Source organism: Nocardia aurea (genome assembly GCF_003123685.1).
Taxonomy (GTDB): domain Bacteria; phylum Actinomycetota; class Actinomycetes; order Mycobacteriales; family Mycobacteriaceae; genus Nocardia; species Nocardia aurea.
Genome location: NZ_QCYJ01000127.1, coordinates 490,359 through 505,385, shown reverse-complemented (window position 1 = coordinate 505,385; position 15,027 = coordinate 490,359). Strand labels below are relative to the sequence as shown.

At 68.8% G+C, this 15,027-nt stretch carries 17 protein-coding genes; 10 read left to right on the top strand and 7 right to left on the bottom strand.

The annotated features are described in order from the left end of the window. Positions 1-3: 3 nt before the first annotated feature. Positions 4-444, top strand: coding sequence for a hypothetical protein (locus DAT37_RS31245; RefSeq protein WP_232840105.1), 441 nt, complete (start codon positions 4-6; stop codon positions 442-444). Here DAT37_RS31245 and DAT37_RS31240 read toward each other — a convergent pair. Beyond that, positions 371-1,471 carry a hypothetical protein gene (locus DAT37_RS31240; protein WP_232840104.1) on the bottom strand — a complete coding sequence of 367 codons (1,101 nt, stop codon included), beginning with the start codon at positions 1,469-1,471 and terminating at the stop codon, positions 371-373. The genes DAT37_RS31245 and DAT37_RS31240 overlap by 74 nt on opposite strands. A 104-nt stretch (positions 1,472-1,575) precedes the next feature. Here DAT37_RS31240 and DAT37_RS31235 point away from each other — a divergent pair, with 104 nt between their 5' ends. Further along, positions 1,576-2,250 carry a TetR/AcrR family transcriptional regulator gene (locus DAT37_RS31235; RefSeq protein ID WP_109528423.1) on the top strand — a complete coding sequence of 225 codons (675 nt, stop codon included), beginning with the start codon at positions 1,576-1,578 and terminating at the stop codon, positions 2,248-2,250. On the opposite strand, the gene DAT37_RS31230 is transcribed toward DAT37_RS31235, so the two are convergent. Beyond that, positions 2,238-2,507 carry a Txe/YoeB family addiction module toxin gene (locus tag DAT37_RS31230; RefSeq protein ID WP_109528422.1) on the bottom strand — a complete coding sequence of 90 codons (270 nt, stop codon included), beginning with the start codon at positions 2,505-2,507 and terminating at the stop codon, positions 2,238-2,240. The two genes, DAT37_RS31235 and DAT37_RS31230, sit on opposite strands and share 13 nt — an antisense overlap. Further along, positions 2,500-2,862 (bottom strand): type II toxin-antitoxin system Phd/YefM family antitoxin, encoded by a 363-nt coding sequence (locus DAT37_RS31225; protein WP_109528421.1) that lies wholly within the window; start codon positions 2,860-2,862, stop codon positions 2,500-2,502. Before DAT37_RS31225 ends, DAT37_RS31230 begins: the two co-directional genes overlap by 8 nt. A 148-nt stretch (positions 2,863-3,010) precedes the next feature. Between DAT37_RS31225 and DAT37_RS31220 the strand changes: the two genes are divergently transcribed. Beyond that, positions 3,011-3,439 carry a YchJ family protein gene (locus DAT37_RS31220; protein ID WP_332873370.1) on the top strand — a complete coding sequence of 143 codons (429 nt, stop codon included), beginning with the start codon at positions 3,011-3,013 and terminating at the stop codon, positions 3,437-3,439. Positions 3,440-3,455: 16 nt separating this feature from the next. Further along, positions 3,456-3,746 carry a SelT/SelW/SelH family protein gene (locus DAT37_RS31215; protein ID WP_109528419.1) on the top strand — a complete coding sequence of 97 codons (291 nt, stop codon included), beginning with the start codon at positions 3,456-3,458 and terminating at the stop codon, positions 3,744-3,746. A gap of 151 nt (positions 3,747-3,897) precedes the next feature. On the opposite strand, the gene DAT37_RS31210 is transcribed toward DAT37_RS31215, so the two are convergent. Continuing rightward, positions 3,898-4,125 (bottom strand): FmdB family zinc ribbon protein, encoded by a 228-nt coding sequence (locus tag DAT37_RS31210; RefSeq protein WP_109528418.1) that lies wholly within the window; start codon positions 4,123-4,125, stop codon positions 3,898-3,900. Positions 4,126-4,275: 150 nt separating this feature from the next. Between DAT37_RS31210 and DAT37_RS31205 the strand changes: the two genes are divergently transcribed. Beyond that, on the top strand, positions 4,276-5,877 hold the full coding sequence (locus DAT37_RS31205) for a carboxylesterase/lipase family protein (protein ID WP_109528417.1): 1,602 nt from the start codon (positions 4,276-4,278) through the stop codon (positions 5,875-5,877). On the opposite strand, the gene DAT37_RS31200 is transcribed toward DAT37_RS31205, so the two are convergent. The 3 genes from DAT37_RS31200 to DAT37_RS31190 form a co-directional block, all read right to left on the bottom strand. Further along, positions 5,878-7,185 (bottom strand): cytochrome P450, encoded by a 1,308-nt coding sequence (locus DAT37_RS31200; RefSeq protein ID WP_109528416.1) that lies wholly within the window; start codon positions 7,183-7,185, stop codon positions 5,878-5,880. 108 nt (positions 7,186-7,293) lie between these two features. Further along, complete coding sequence (locus DAT37_RS31195) at positions 7,294-8,016, bottom strand: TIGR03089 family protein (protein ID WP_109528415.1); 723 nt, start codon at positions 8,014-8,016, stop codon at positions 7,294-7,296. A gap of 33 nt (positions 8,017-8,049) precedes the next feature. Continuing rightward, a complete protein-coding gene (locus DAT37_RS31190) occupies positions 8,050-9,531 on the bottom strand; it encodes an LCP family protein (RefSeq protein ID WP_109528414.1) in 1,482 nt (493 codons plus the stop codon). Between the two features lie 193 nt (positions 9,532-9,724). Here DAT37_RS31190 and rfbD point away from each other — a divergent pair, with 193 nt between their 5' ends. From rfbD to DAT37_RS31165, 5 genes are all read left to right on the top strand, one after another. Further along, positions 9,725-10,606, top strand: coding sequence for a dTDP-4-dehydrorhamnose reductase (gene rfbD / locus DAT37_RS31185; protein ID WP_109528413.1), 882 nt, complete (start codon positions 9,725-9,727; stop codon positions 10,604-10,606). 201 nt (positions 10,607-10,807) lie between these two features. Beyond that, a complete protein-coding gene (locus tag DAT37_RS31180; protein ID WP_109528617.1) occupies positions 10,808-11,680 on the top strand; it encodes a glycosyltransferase family 2 protein in 873 nt (290 codons plus the stop codon). Positions 11,681-11,731: 51 nt separating this feature from the next. Beyond that, positions 11,732-12,811, top strand: coding sequence for a mannose-1-phosphate guanylyltransferase (manB, locus tag DAT37_RS31175; RefSeq protein ID WP_109528412.1), 1,080 nt, complete (start codon positions 11,732-11,734; stop codon positions 12,809-12,811). A 76-nt stretch (positions 12,812-12,887) separates the two neighbouring features. Then, complete coding sequence (locus DAT37_RS31170; RefSeq protein ID WP_109528411.1) at positions 12,888-13,463, top strand: TetR/AcrR family transcriptional regulator; 576 nt, start codon at positions 12,888-12,890, stop codon at positions 13,461-13,463. Between the two features lie 44 nt (positions 13,464-13,507). Next, the gene (locus DAT37_RS31165; protein ID WP_109528410.1) at positions 13,508-14,956 is read left to right on the top strand and encodes a phytoene desaturase family protein; all 1,449 of its coding nucleotides are present in this window, start codon (positions 13,508-13,510) and stop codon (positions 14,954-14,956) included. The last annotated feature ends 71 nt before the right edge of the window (positions 14,957-15,027 follow it).

Sequence of the window (15,027 nt, the reverse complement as noted above, 5' to 3'; positions counted from 1 at the left end):
CCGGTGACCGCCCCGCGCCGCTCCCGGGGCCGCGGCCGTCGACCACCGCATCGCACCGAGCGGCCCCGCGCGCCCCGGCCGACGGTGGTCGAGCGTTTCGAGGTCGTCGACCGGCTGCTCGACGGCGAGGTCACCGACGCGGGCGGCGTCTGGTCGCGCGCCACCGCCTGGATCCTGCGCCTGGCTCTGGAACAGTCGGTGGACGAACTGTGGGCGCGACTCGCCCCCGACCTGCTGCGCTGCCCCATGCGCGCCCAACTGCTCGCCCTGCGCAGCTACGCGGGCCCCGACACCGCCGCCCAGGTCGCGACGGTCTGGGCCGCGCTCTCCCGCGCCGCCCACCACCACGACTACGAACTCGCACCCGGGGTCACGGAGCTACGCCGCTGGCGCGACCAGACGGCGGCGATAGCGCTCGTCCTGTCGAAGGTCGAAAGCCACTGACACCGTCGCCGCGGTAGTGCTCGGCGACAGCGCCGAATGCCGCCTTCGGCTCCCAATTCATATCGGGGTAGGTCTGCCCGGTTCGACCTTCCAGGACTTTGACGATGCCGAGCCCGGCCATGTCGAGATCCTCGCGCGGGTCGCCGTCGGGGCGATGCGGGTGGCTGTACAGCGCGAAGAGGAATACGAAAGTGCTGTCGACGCCTTCGGAATCGAAGATCTCCAAAAGTTCGCGTAGATAGGCGGCCTGGCCTGCCTCGTCACGGATGTAGTCGCCGTTCAGCCGAATCGGATCACCGTTCTCGTCGTTCTCGACGATCTCCATACTGCGCGGTGCGACATCACCCGCGCCGTGCCAGGTGGCCGTGCCGAAACCGGTGACGGCGACCGGCTTTTCCCGCGCGACGAGGGCGCGCACGCCCTCCCGGAACTGATCGGCCACCTCCGCGGAGCGGATGAGTTCGATCGAGACGATGTCGAAGGGTGTCCAGTCGATCCGCTCGAGCGGTACGCAGGCGTAGGTGATTCTGCCTCCGAAGAGTTCGCGGATAACGGAAACGGCGTCGTCGAAGAACTCATCGAGGCGCGCACTCACCTCGGCGAGTCGTCGCATCGGGCCGTCGGGATCGTGCAACAGCGCGTCGAGTCGTTCCTCCACGCTGTCGCCGGGCAGGAATCCCCTGTTCATGATGCTCAGTTCGACACCGGCGACGAAGACGACCTCGGCGCCGGCCTTCCGCAGCCGTTCGGCTCGCCGCGCGCAATCGGCGAACAGCGGCATGATCTGATCGACGGTCAGTTCCAGCGGGTACGGCGAGAACCAGATCTCCAGCCCGAGTTCGGCGGCGCAGCGGGCGGCCAGCTCCAGCCGGTCGGGATCACCGCCGACGATGTGAACGGCGTTGCAGTGCAGGTCATCTCGAATGATGGTCAGTTCCCGGCGGACGACATCCGGGGCGAAGTCCACTCGCGACACCCTGCCCGATCGCACGAAACCGGTGTCGTACGTCATTCCCTTGCCGCGCATCGGCACGCTCCTCGCTCTCGATCCGGCTCTGTCGTCACCCTAGAGCCAAATAGTGCGTGCACGCAATATTTCTTGCACGCAACTCTCGTGGCACGATGAGATCCGTGACGGCGAGACGAACAGGGTTGCGTGACCGCAAGAAACAGGCCACCCGCGAGGCCTTACGTGACGCGGCGCTTCGACTCGCGCTGGAAAACGGGCCGGACAACGTGCGCGTCGAGGACATAGCCGAGGCGGCCGGGGTATCGCCGAGGACCTACAACAACTACTTCTCCAGCCGCGAGCAGGCGATCGTCGCCGCCGTCACCGCCGAACGCGAAACCCGCATCGCGGCGGCCCTCGCCGCGCAACCCTCGACCACACCCCTGGCCGAGGCTCTCACCGAAGCGATTATCGAGCAGTACACGGCCGAACACAGCCGCGACGCACTGCTTCTGATCACCAAGAGTCCTGCCCTGCGCGCCGCGTTCCTCTCCACCACCGCCGCGATCGAACCTCCACTGACCGCCGTGATCGCCACCCGTGTCACCGCCCCCGAACCGACGGCAAGGGTTCTCGCGGCAAGCGTGGCCGCCGCGATCCGCGTAGCCATCGAGCTGTGGCTCCAGCCCGCGCCGTCCCCCCTCGCCACCGCGGGTTTCGTCGTGGTCTCCGGCTCCCTTCCGGCCCTGCTCCGCACCACCCTCGCCCCCCTCGAACCCGCCCTCTCCGCCGCCGAAGCCGATGGTCGAGACCCCGACGCCGCCGATTCGCCGCCCCGGGGCCGTCAACTGCCGTAGTGGCTGCCCACTTGGACGACAGTTATCTCCGTGTCCGTGATGTAGTAGATCAGCCGGTGTTCCTGGGTGATCCGCCGCGACCAGTGGCCGGTGAGCTGGTGTCGCAGCGCCTCCGGCTTGCCTCTTCCGTCGAACGGATCGACGAGCGTCGCGTTGATCACTTTGTTCGCTGCCTTCAGCACCGCGCGATCCTTGGCCAACCATTCGGAGTAACTGCGCCATCCCGTGGCGGTGAACGTCAACTTCCGGTCAGTCACCGTGCTTCGACCTCCGGGGTGGCGGAGCCTCCGCGGGCGAAACGGATAGGTCGCCGCCGGTCGTCTCGCTCCCGCGATGGACCGTGTCTCCTGACGTGTCCGCGTCGGGATCTATGAGGGCGTGCGCCTGTGTTCGACCGTCCCGCGCGTCCTGTGCGGATTTCAGCAGCTGCACCCCGCCGTGGGTCTGGAGCACATACAGCGTCTCCATGAGCGAGTTCCAGTCCGATTCCGCCACCAGTACGGCGTTCTCACCGGTTTTTGTCACAACCGTCAGAGGATCGTGATCGTCGTTGACCTGCTGCACCAAACCGAAGAGATTCTGGCGAACTTTCGAAATCGGGAGAGCGGGCATCTCCTGTACCTCCTACGCAAGTTGTACGCTATATCGTACAACTACCTCGTACGGGAAGTTGTACGTGTGGGGCCGATCGTGTCTGTCGCGGTGTCGGACGTGATCGGATGAATGGTTCGGTTCGGCCGATCCATGCCCGCCGACCCGTATGCGCTACCGGATTGGGGGAGTGGACGAGAATCGATGGATGACGCAGTCGCAGCCATGTCCGTGCCGCCGGGGTGAGCCTTTCGAGCGATGCTGCGGGCCGGTGCTCGCGGGGGAGCGGGGTGCGCCGACGGCGGAGGCGCTGATGCGGTCGCGGTATACCGCGTTCGCGGTCGGGGACGGGGAGTATCTGCGTCGGTCGTGGCATTCCTCGCGGCGTCCCCCGGTCGTCGAGATCGATGACGATCAGCGGTGGATGTTCCTGGAGATCGTGCGGGTCGAGCGCGGTGGGCCCTTCGACGACACCGGGGTGGTGGAATTCGTGGCGCACTATCGCGCGGACGGGGTGCGCGGGTCGTTGCACGAGGTCAGCAGGTTCGCCCGGGAGGACGGGGCGTGGGTGTACGTCGACGGCGTGATCGAGCCGTGAACGGTACCGTCGTCGCATGGCGCGTATCGCGATCGAGTACTGCACCCAGTGCCGCTGGTTGTTGCGGGCGAGTTGGATGGCTCAGGAACTGCTGAGCACCTTCGGCACCGATCTGGGCGAGGTCGCGCTGATACCCGGCACCGGCGGGGTCTTCCGGATCACGGTCGACGACGAACAGGTGTGGGAGCGCAAAGCCGACGGCGGATTCCCGGATATCTCGGTGCTCAAGCAGCGCGTACGCGACCGTGTCGCGCCCGATCGCGATCTGGGGCACGTCGATCGACGCGACAGCGAGCACACCGGCTGAGTCCGGCCCGGGACGTGACCGCGCGACCGGCCGCGCCGACCGATGGGCGCGACCCGCACGGCGACCGTCGACGGCGATGTGGTGAGATCACCGCGACCCACGAATAGTGATCCGGGTCACAGAAGCGGACGCGCTCGATTCCGCGCGTGATTCAGGCGCAGCAACCGCCGCCGCAGCATCCGCCACCCGACGGGCTCGGCGCGGGAGCGGCCGCGGGCATACCGCCGCCACCCCGGCTGACCGTGGCGAATGTGGTCAGCAGTTTCACGGTGTCGTCGTGTCCGTTCGGGCAGACGGCGGGATCGGACGATTGCGCCATGGGGCGGTTCACCTCGAAGGTGTCACCGCAACCACGGCACCGAAAGGCATAGCTCGGCATTCGGCCAGCGTATCGCGTCGGAGTCGAAAACCGCGTCCTCCTGCCGATCCACGAACAGGGACGTACTCTCGATTGAAAGATCAGGTAGTACCGACCCGCTGGTAGCAATCGTCCAGCGCACCGGCGGGCTGGGGCAGGAGGTGCGAGAAGATGAGCGAGCACAGTGAGCGGAGCCCTGGCCGAGCCGCAACGCCGACGGTGACGCACGACGACAACGACGCGCTGGTCGCGCGCACCGAGCACGGCGCCGTTCGAGGTTTTCTCGACGGACCGGTCGCCGTCTGGCGCAGCATCCCCTACGGCGCGCCCGTCACCGGAACCGGACGGTTTCGTCCGCCCTCGCCGCCGCAGAGCTGGGACGGCGTCCGCGAATGTTCGACCTTCGGCGATATCGCCCCGCAAACCATGGGCACCATGGTGCCGGTCGACTCGGATCTGCGGATGGGCGAGGACTGCCTGTGGCTGAACGTGTGGGCCCCGCGCGGTCTGCTGACCGAGGACGGTGAACCGCGACCGGTCATGGTCTGGCTGCACGGCGGCGCCTACTGCCTCGGTACCGCCGCGCAGGCCGTCTACGACGGGCGCAGACTCGCCGAGATCGGTGACGTCGTGGTGGTCGGGGTCAACTATCGGATCGGCGCGCTCGGATTCCTCGATCTGTCCTCGCTGTTCCACGGTTTCGTGCCCAACCTCGGGCTGCACGATCAGATCGCGGCGCTGGAGTGGGTACGCGACAATATCGCCGCCTTCGGCGGTGATCCCGGCAATGTGACGTTGTTCGGCGAATCCTCCGGCGGCGGCTGCGTGACCGCGCTGTTGACCTCCCCGCGCGCGGCCGGGCTATTCCATCGGGCGATCGCCCAGAGTCCGCCCGCCACCACGGTTTTCGGTCAGGAGCGGGCCGCGGGCGTGGCACGGCGGTTCATGGAGATACTGGAACTGCCCTCCTCGCGCGCGCTCGAACTGAGCGATATGCCGATCGAGCGAATCGTGCGGGCGGCGGGTGTACTGCTCGACGAGGTGCCGCTGCGGGAGCCGGGCAGGCTGGCGGCGGCGCCCGTCGTCGACGGTGATCTGCTGCCGACCTATCCCATCGACCGGTTCCAGGCGGGGCGTTCGCACCGGGTACCGCTCATCATCGGCACGAACAAGGACGAGTCGTCGCTGTTCCGGGTGTTCCGTTCGCCGATCATGCCGGTGACGCCGGAAGCGGTGAACCTGATGCTGGAGGATGTGGCCGCGGGCCATCCCGAGTGGTCGGCCGAGCGGATCGCCGAGATCACCTCCGCCTACCCGGATCTGGCGAAGACCAGAGGGGCGCTGGCCATGTCGACGGACGCGGCTTTCCGCATGCCCGCGCACTGGGTGGCCGACGGCCACGCCGCGCATTCACCGACCTGGGCCTACCGCTTCGACCATGCGACGCCGATGCTGCGCGCGGCCCGTGTCGGTGCGGGCCACGCGACCGAATTGCCCTATGTGTTCGGCAATTTCGGCACACTCAACCACGATCCGACGTTCTGGCTCGGCGGACGCAGGGCGGCCACCGAGGTCTCCGGCCGGATGATGCGGCGCTGGCTGGCCTTCGCGACGCACGGTGTGCCCGCCGCGCTCGACGGTTCCAAGCACTGGCCGCCGTATCGCCGGGCCGACCGGGCCACCCTGTTGATCGACGCGGTGGACCGCGTCGTCGGCAATCCGGACGCCGACCTGCACATGGCCTGGGGTGAGCAGGCCGTCGGTTTCAGCTGATCAGACCGAGGACGGCTGTTTCGCGTGCGCCGCGCGACCCAGCCGGACCGGCATGTGCTCGTAGCCGTGCAGGGTGAACAGCCGACGACGTCGCGGTGTGCCCTCCAGCGCCAGATCGGGGAACCGCTCGAACAGCGCGCGCAGTGCGTACGCGCCTTCCATCCTGGCGAGACTGGCGCCGAGGCAGACGTGGATGCCGTTGCTGAAGGACAGGTGCTCCTTGGCGTTCGCGCGCGTGACGTCGAAACGGTCCGGATCGGCGAACACCTTCGGGTCGCGATTGGCCCCGGCGAGCGAGAGCACGACGGTGTGACCCCGCCGGAGTCGTTCGCCGTCGAGTTCGAGGTCTTCGAGCGCGGTCCGCGCGGTGGTCTGGACCGGTGAATCGATGCGGAGCACCTCTTCCACGGCGTTGGGCCACAGTTCGGGTTCGGCGCGCAATCGGTCGAGTTGGTCGGGGTTGGCGAGCAGTTGGACGACGCCGTTGCCGATGAGATTGACGGTGGTCTCGAAACCCGCGCCCATCAGCAGGCTCGCGGTGGCCTTGAGCGCGTAGTCGTCGAGTTCGCCCGCGCTGACCAGCGCGCTCATGATGTCGTCGCCGGGGTTACGGCGCAGCCGGGCGATATGGGCGTCGAGGTATTCGTTCATCACCTCCATGGATTCCAGGGCGCGGCGATGTGTGCGCCAGGAGATGCCGACATCGAGCAGCGGCGTCATCCGATCACCCCAGCCGAGGAAGAGATCGCGATCCTCGTCGGGGAAACCGAGCATTTCGGAGATGATCGCGATCGGCACCTGGGCGGCGAAGGCGGAGACGAGGTCGGCCGAACCGTCCGACGGCAGCGCGTCGAGTAATTCCTCGGTCACCGTCTCGACCCGTTCGCGGAGTTTGGCGACGGCCCTGGGGGTGAACGCGGACGCGACCGGCTTACGCATGGCCGTGTGCTGGGGTGGATCGATGACGAGCATCGACGGCGGTTCGACCGGATTGGGCGGCAGCGGCGACCGTTGCGCGAGCATCCGCAACGGCTTCGGCACGTCGAAACTCTCCGGTGTGCGCACCCCGAACCGGCTGTCGCGCAGGATCGCTCGGCTCAGTTCGTGGTCGAACACCGCCCAGGACAAGCTGGTGCGAAGCAGCCGGTCCCGCCCGCGGAGTTCTTCGATCAGCGGATACGGATCATCGATGCCGCCGGGTCCGCCCATGAGGACGGCGAACGGGTCGCCGCGACGCGCCTGCGTGCGCAGTACGAAGCGCGGCGCGCCCTGTTGAGACAGCCAACGGAACCAATATTGCGGCTTCATGTACCACCGACCTCGTCGTTGTGTGATGTCTCCCACGTTACGGGTTCGGCCACCGCGGTGAAACGGCCTCTGGTCGGACGCCGGACCTATACCGGGGTAGGACTTCCGCTACCCGCGCTGCGCGGTGACCCGTTCCGAGGCGATCCTGCGTTCCTTGGCGGCCGGGTCCGGATTGACGACCTGTACCAGCGACGCGCCGACCGCGAGCACCGAGATCAATCCGTCGATCAGTTCGGCCGGGGTCTCCCACGGCGTGCTCGACAGCACCCGGTCACCCTCGGCGAAACCCTGCCGCAGGGCCGACTTCCTGGCTTCGGCGAGAACTTCCGACACGGGCATGCCGTCGAGCGCGACACCGGCGCCGCGCGGATGGAACTGGTCGCCGTGCACCCGGACGGCGGTGGCGAAGTCGGTGATCCCGATGGGCAGATCGCGTACCGGCATACCCATGGGATCGAGCGAGAGCGCGGCCACTTCGGCGACACCGTCGGCGTCATCGATGCGATCGGGTGTGACCAGAGCCAGGTCGGCGTCGGGATCGGGGCGCAGCACGACCTCGGTCCCGGCCCACCAGCAGCCGAGCAGCACCGCGGCGGTCTGCCAGTGCGCGGGCAGCAGGACCGCGACCCGTGCGCCGGGGCTCAGCCCGAATTCGTCGCGGATCAGGTTGCCGGTCTTGGCGGCCCAGTTCGCCAGCGTCAGCCCGGACAGTTCGATCCGCGCGCCGTTCGCGTCGTCGTAGTAGGTGACGCGCGGACCTGCCGGTTCGCGGGCCAGGATCGGGTCGAGGACGGCCTCGGTGAGGGTGAGCGCCTGGTCGAGGTCACGCATGCTCGACGTCACGATCGTCGGCGGGGAGGGGGGTCAGTTCACGCATTTCGGTCCGTTCTGGCCTGCGTCGATCGGTGGGGCGGGGGGAACCGGCGTCGCGGAGGTCGAGGTTCCGGAGAGATCGAACATGGAGCTCGCCGCCGAGCCCGGACCAGAATAGTCGCTCGCCAGCACGACCCCGACCGAACCCGGGGACATCGACTCGTCGGCGACCACGGTCAGCCCGCCGAGCGCCTGCGCGACGGCCTTGGCTCGCGAATCGGAGGTGTCGGCGGTGAGCACCCGGCTGCTGCTCGCGCTGCGTCCGGAATAGTTCGTGACGGTGCCTTCGCGGAAACCCTTGGCGCTCAACGCCTGCGAGACCTTACCCGCCAACCCCGCGACCCCGCCCGCGTTGTAGACGTCGACCGTCACGCTGTCCGGATTCACCAGTGGCTGTGGGGTTTCGCCACTCGACTCGCCGACGAGCGATGCCACATAGGATTTCACGGCTTTCGGGTCGACCCGCACCACGGATTCGCCGTCGCCGGTCATGCCGTTGAGATCGGTCACCGGAATGGTCTCGAATTTCACCTGCCCGCCGGACAGATCCTTGAGCTGCTGGAGGAAGGTCAGCACGTCCCAGTCCTCGTCCAGCACGACGGTGCGCCCGACCGCCTCGCTGAGCTGGCCCAGCCGCGAGGGATTCGCGAGGGTCTTCGCGCTGAGCACCTGTCCGACGAGCTGGGCCATGAACACCTGCTGGCGCACGATGCGGTCGAGATCGCCACGTTCGAGGTCGTGGCGCTGACGCACGAAACTCAATGCCTGCGGACCGTCGAGTTTCTGCTGTCCGGCGGGGAAGTCCGCACCCGACATCCATTCGTCGACCGCATGGTTCAGGCAGACGTCGACACCACCGACGGCTTCGGTCAGCAGCACGAATCCGAGCAGGCTCACCTCGGCGTAGTGGTCGACGCCGATACCGGTCAGATTCGCGACGGTGGTGATCAGCGCCTTGCGACCGGCCTGGGTGGCCCGCTTGTCGACTTCGGAGTCCGACAGACCCGTGCCGATGAGTTTGGCGCGCTCGGCCTCCTTGGTCGCGCCGTAGGCCGAGTTGATCTTGCCCTTGCCGAATCCCGGTATGTCGACGTAGGAGTCGCGGGGCAGTGAGATGGCGGTCGCGGAACGTCCGTCGTTGGGGACGCGCACCAGGACGATGGTGTCGGTATTGGTGCCGACCTCGTCACCCGCGTGCAGCATGGCCCGTTCCGCCTGCGTCAGCGGGTTGCCGTGCGCGTCGGTGCGACTGTCCACCCCGACCAGCAGGATGTCGACCGCGCCGTCACGACTTCCGCCCAGTCCCAGGTCGCCGATGCGTTCGATATTGGAGATCAGCGCGTCGACGCTGTGCCAGGCGAAGCCGGTGACCACCACGACGAGCGCGGCGAGCAGCGCGACGATGACCTGTACGGGCCCGACGGTTCCCGGGCCGCCGGCTCCGGACGATCGTGACGGAACCGACCCGCTCATCGACTCAACTCCCGCATCCTCTCGACGAACTCGATGGAATCCGGGCGCGGCACGTACCGTCGGAACGCCGACGGCGTCATCCACCCGACCGGCCCCGCCTCCGGCTGCCCCCTGCCCGCTCCGGTGGCAACTGTCCACCGGAACATACGCCCCCAGGCTAACCAACGGCTACCTCGGTACGGGTCAACCGGCGATGTCACGGCGTGCCAGACTTGCGCCCGTGACTGTGTCGAACCCACCGTTGACCGCCCGTCTCGTCGTGACCGGAGCCGGTGGACAGGTGGGCCGGGAGCTGCTGCGGCTGGCGCCCGACGCCCGCGGATACGGCCGAACCGACCTGGACATCACCGATCCCGCCGCGGTCCGCGCGGTCCTCGGGCCCGATGACGTCGTGCTCAACTGCGCCGCCTTCACCGCGGTCGATCGCGCCGAATCCGAGCGGGCCGCCGCCTTCGCCGCCAACGAGACCGGGCCCGCCGTGCTCGCGACCGAATGCGCGCGGGCCGGAGCCCGATTGATCCACCTGTCCACCGATTACGTGTTCCCGGGTACCCACGATCGGCCCTACGACACCGCCGACCCGACCGGACCGACGACGGTGTACGGGCGGTCGAAACTGGCGGGGGAGCGCGCCGTCCTCGATATCGCCCCCGACGCGGTGGTGGTGCGCACGGCCTGGGTGTACCGGGGACGTCACGGCGATTTCGTCGCTACCATGCTCCGCCTGGAACGCGAGCGCGACACCGTCGACGTGGTCGACGACCAACTCGGCTCACCCACCTACGCCGTCGACCTCGCCGCGGCCCTGCTCGAACTCGCCTCCGCCCCCGCCCCGCCCCGCGTGCTGCACGCCACCAACACGGGCCGCGCCACCTGGTTCGAGCTGGCGCGCGCCGTCTTCGAGGAGATCGGCGCCGATCCGGAGCGGGTGCGTCCGTGCGATTCCACCGCGTTCCCGAGACCCGCGCGCCGCCCGGCCTATTCGGTGCTGTCGGACCGGTCGTGGGTGGACGCCGGCCTCACGCCGCTGCGTCCGTGGCGGGACGCGCTGCGCGCCGCGCTGGCCGATCGCTGAGCGCCGGACGATTCGTCGACGAGACCCGCTCCGCCCGTATCGATTTCGATCATCGCCGGGCTGGGCTGCTCGACCGCGGGCGGCGTCACGGGCGATGCCGCCCGGATTCGCACCGCGGGCCGCGCGCCGGAACGGTTCCGACTAGGCTGGGCGGTCGTGAGTGAGCGCAGCGAGCGAACCGACAACCCGTCCTCGGAATCCGTGTCCCCGGGCCGCATCGCGGTCGTGACCGTGACCTATTCACCGGGCGAGCACCTGGACCATTTCATCACCACGCTAGCGCACGCCACCGGTGAGAAAACGCAGGTGATCCTGGCCGACAACGGCTCGGTCGACGGTGTCCCGGAACTGGCCGCCGAGGCGAATTCGCACGTGCGACTGCTGCGGACCGGCGGAAATCTCGGCTACGGCGGCGCGATCAATCGGGCCGTCGCCGAGATCGACCCCGATATCGAATTCATCGTCATCTCCAACCCCGACATCCGCTGGGGCACCGATTCCATCGACGAACTGCTGGCCGCCGCCGATCGCTGGCCGCGCGCGGGCGCGCTCGGACCGATGGTGCTCGATCCGGACGGCACCGTCTACCCGTCCGCCCGCTCGGTGCCCGGTCTGCTCGACGGCGCCGGTCACGCGATCCTCGGCACCGTCTGGCCCGCGAACCCGTGGACGCGGCGCTATCGCCAGGACAACGAGCAGATCTCCGAACGCACCGTCGGGTGGCTTTCGGGCTCCTGCCTGCTGGTCCGGCGCAGCGCCTTCGATTCGATCGACGGCTTCGACTCGCGCTACTTCATGTACATGGAGGACGTCGACTTCGGCGACCGCCTCGGCAAGGCGGGCTGGCACAATGTCTTCGTCCCGACCGCCGAGGTCACCCACGCCCAGGGACACGCGGCGAGCCGGCATCCGGAACTGATGCTGCCCGCGCACCACGCGAGCGCCTACCGCTTCCAGGCCGACCGGCATCCGCACTGGTGGCAGGCGCCGCTGAGGCTGGCGTTGCGGGCCGGACTTGCCATTCGCTCCCGGATTGCGGTTCGATCTGCGCTGCGACAGCAGGCACGAGGCTGACCCGAGACGGGGCCGCCGCGCGGAACAATCCACTGTGAACAGGGGAAGTTGATGTCAGGACATGCAGGCACCGAGGCCGTGATTCTGGTCGGCGGCCAGGGAACGCGGCTGCGTCCGCTGACCCTGTCGGCACCCAAGCCGATGCTGCCGACCGCGGGACTGCCGTTCCTGACCCACCTGCTCGCGCGGATCGCCGAAGCCGGGATCACCCACGTCGTCCTCGGCACCTCGTTCAAGGCGGAAGTCTTCGAGGAGCATTTCGGCGACGGCGCCGACCTGGGACTCGACCTGGAGTACGTCACCGAGAGCGAGCCGCTGGGCACCGGTGGCGGCATCCGCAACGTGCTGCCCAAGTTGCGCGGTGACACCGTGATGGTCTTCAACGGCGATGTGCTCGGCGGCACCGAACTCGGCGCGATCCTCGACACCCACGAGTCGACCAACGCCGACGTCACCCTGCACCTGGTCCGGGTCAGCGATCCGAGGGCCTTCGGCTGTGTGCCGACCGACGCCGACGGCCGGGTCACCGCGTTCCTGGAGAAGACCCAGGATCCGCCGACCGACCAGATCAACGCGGGCTGCTACGTGTTCCGCCGCGAGTACATCGAGAAGATCCCGGCCGGTCGCCCGGTCTCGGTGGAACGCGAGGTGTTCCCGGCGCTGCTCGCCGAGGGCGCCCGCGTCCAGGGCCACGTGGACACCTCGTACTGGCGCGATATGGGCACCCCGGAGGATTTCGTCCGGGGTTCGGCCGACCTCGTCCGCGGTATCGCGCCCTCGCCCGCCCTGCCGGGGCAGCGCGGGGAATCCCTGGTCCATCCCGGTGCCGGTGTCGCTCCGGGCGCGCTGCTCATCGGCGGCACCGTGGTCGGGCGCGGCGCGGAGATCGGCGCGGGCGCGCGACTGGACGGCGCTGTCATCTTCGACGGCGCGATCATCGAGGCGGGCGCCACGGTGGAACGCTCCATCATCGGTTTCGGCGCCCGCATCGGCCCACGGGCGCTGGTGCGCGACGGCGTCATCGGTGACGGCGCGCAGGTCGGCGCCCGCTGTGAACTCCTGCGCGGCGCCCGCGTCTGGCCCGGCGTGGAAATCCCGGACGGCGGTATCCGCTTCTCCACCGACGTCTGAACGCGAGGACGCGAGACGCGCGCACCTCGTCCTGGCCGAGCCTCGTTAGAATGTCTAGCGATGCTAGAATTTCGGCATGACCACCCGAAAAGAGCGCGAACGGGCCGATCGGCATCAGCGGATCATCGATGTCGCTCGCGAACTCGCGGAAAGTCAGGGCTGGGAGGCGGTGACGGTGCGCAAGCTGGCCGAGCGCATCGAATACAGCCAACCCGTGTTGTACAGCCATTTCACGGGTAAGGCCGCGATCGTCACGGCGGTGGCCGTCGAGGGCATCATCGATCTCACCGCCGCGTTGCGCGCCGCCGAGGCCACCGCGACGACCCCCGCCGAGGCGCTGGAGCGCGTGACCCGCGCGTACCTCGATTTCGCCGCCGCGAATCCGGCCCTCTACGACGCGATGTTCGTGCTGTCGACCGATCTCGTCTTCGGACTGGACGCACCGCAGCCGTTGCGCGACGCCTTCGCCGTTTTCGAGGGACTGTTCCGGCCCTTCGTCGACGACGCCGACCTCGGCGCGCGCGCGGAAGTCGCGTGGAGTTCCCTGCACGGCCTGGCCACCCTCGAACGCGCGGGCCGGTTGCGTCCGGAGTTGCGTGAGCAACGTCTGGCCATGCTCGTCGCCGAATGGCTTGCCGCCGTTCGCGTCTGATCCACGGCCGGTGCCGCGATCGGATCCGGCGGTAGCGTGTGGTCATGGCGGATGCGGTGGTGGTCGGATCGGGACCGAACGGTCTCGCGGCCGCGGTGATCCTGGCGCGGGCCGGGCTCGCGGTGGAGGTCTACGAGGCCGAGCCGAGCGCGGGCGGCGGATCGCGCACGGTGGAGTTGACGCTGCCCGGATTCCGTCACGATCTGTGCGCGGGCGCGCATCCCATGGCCTCGGCCTCGCCGTTCTTCCGCGCGTTCGATCTCCCCGCGCACGGCGTGGAGCTGCTGACACCGGAGGTCTCCTACGCCCATCCGCTCGACGGTGGCCGGGCGGGGGTGGCCTGGCGCGATCTCGACCGCACGGTCGAGGGCCTCGGACGCGACGGCGCGGCATGGCGCGGACTCTTCGCGCCGATGGTCCGGCACTGGGAGGCCGTCGTCGAGCTCGCGATGTCGGATCTACGCAGGTTGCCGCGTGATCCGGTGACGGCCGCGCGCTTCGGACTCCGCGTCGTCGAACAGGGCACGCCGTTGTGGAATCTGCGGTTCGACGACGAGCCCGCGGCGTCGATGCTGACCGGCATCGCGACGCACGCGATCACCCCGCCGCGCGCCATTCCCGCGGCGGGCGCGGGCATGCTGCTCGGCACCCTGGCCCACGCGGGCGGTTGGGGGCTGCCGCGCGGCGGCAGCCAGGCGATTCCGGACGCGCTGATCGCCGAACTCGAACGTCTCGGTGGCCGCGTGCACACCGATCACCGGATCGACTCGCTCGACGAATTCCCGGACGAACCGGTACTGCTCGATCTGAGTCCCGCCGAACTGCTCCGCATCGGCGGTCACCGCCTTCCGGACCGCTACGCCGACCGGCTGCGAGATTTCCGCTACGGAGGCGCGGCCTGCAAGGTCGATTTCGCGCTGTCCGGGCCGGTGCCGTGGACGGCCGAGGACTGCGCCCGCGCGGGCACCCTGCACCTGGTCGGCACCAGGAGCGAGGCCGTGGCCGCCGAACGCGCCGTCGCAGCGGGCCGCCACGCCGACCAGCCCTACGTGCTCGCCATCCAACCGGGCGTCGTCGATTCGACCCGAGCCCCGGCGGGCAACCACACCTTCTACACCTACGCCCACGTCCCCAACGGATCACCGCGCGACGTGAGCGCCGCCGTGGTGGCCCAGGTCGAACGTTTCGCCCCCGGCTTCACCGATCTGATTCTGGCGAAACACGTCATCACCGCGGCCGAAATGCCCGAGCACAACGCCAATTACATCGGCGGCGACATATCCGCCGGTGCGATGTCGTTGCGCCAGTTCCTCTTCCGTCCCGTCCCGCGCTGGAATCCTTACGCGACTCCCGTTCCCGGCGTCTACCTGTGCTCGTCGGCGACCCCGCCCGGCCCCGGGGTGCACGGTATGAACGGCCTGCACGCGGCCCGGCACGTTCTGCGTTCCCGCTTCGGCATCCACACCGATCCGCTCGACCTGCTCCGAGGATGAGCGGCCGGGCCATCACCGATTCGGTCTCGCGGTCGTGGAGCGGTTCCCGCTTCTCGCGCTGTGATCGGACG

Excerpts from the sequence above, each read along its gene's own strand:
- DAT37_RS31165 (WP_109528410.1), top strand. The coding sequence starts at position 13,508 with ATGGCGGATGCGGTGGTGGTCGGATCGGGACCGAACGGTCTCGCGGCC.
- DAT37_RS31190 (WP_109528414.1), bottom strand. The coding sequence starts at position 9,531 with ATGAGCGGGTCGGTTCCGTCACGATCGTCCGGAGCCGGCGGCCCGGGA.
- DAT37_RS31195 (WP_109528415.1), bottom strand. The coding sequence starts at position 8,016 with ATGCGTGACCTCGACCAGGCGCTCACCCTCACCGAGGCCGTCCTCGAC.
- manB (WP_109528412.1), top strand. The coding sequence starts at position 11,732 with ATGTCAGGACATGCAGGCACCGAGGCCGTGATTCTGGTCGGCGGCCAG.
- DAT37_RS31215 (WP_109528419.1), top strand. The coding sequence starts at position 3,456 with ATGGCGCGTATCGCGATCGAGTACTGCACCCAGTGCCGCTGGTTGTTG.
- DAT37_RS31205 (WP_109528417.1), top strand. The coding sequence starts at position 4,276 with ATGAGCGAGCACAGTGAGCGGAGCCCTGGCCGAGCCGCAACGCCGACG.
- DAT37_RS31220 (WP_332873370.1), top strand. The coding sequence starts at position 3,011 with ATGCGCTACCGGATTGGGGGAGTGGACGAGAATCGATGGATGACGCAG.
- DAT37_RS31225 (WP_109528421.1), bottom strand. The coding sequence starts at position 2,862 with ATGCCCGCTCTCCCGATTTCGAAAGTTCGCCAGAATCTCTTCGGTTTG.
- DAT37_RS31170 (WP_109528411.1), top strand. The coding sequence starts at position 12,888 with ATGACCACCCGAAAAGAGCGCGAACGGGCCGATCGGCATCAGCGGATC.
- DAT37_RS31210 (WP_109528418.1), bottom strand. The coding sequence starts at position 4,125 with ATGCCGAGCTATGCCTTTCGGTGCCGTGGTTGCGGTGACACCTTCGAG.
- DAT37_RS31240 (WP_232840104.1), bottom strand. The coding sequence starts at position 1,471 with ATGCGCGGCAAGGGAATGACGTACGACACCGGTTTCGTGCGATCGGGC.
- DAT37_RS31200 (WP_109528416.1), bottom strand. The coding sequence starts at position 7,185 with ATGAAGCCGCAATATTGGTTCCGTTGGCTGTCTCAACAGGGCGCGCCG.
- rfbD (WP_109528413.1), top strand. The coding sequence starts at position 9,725 with ATGTCACGGCGTGCCAGACTTGCGCCCGTGACTGTGTCGAACCCACCG.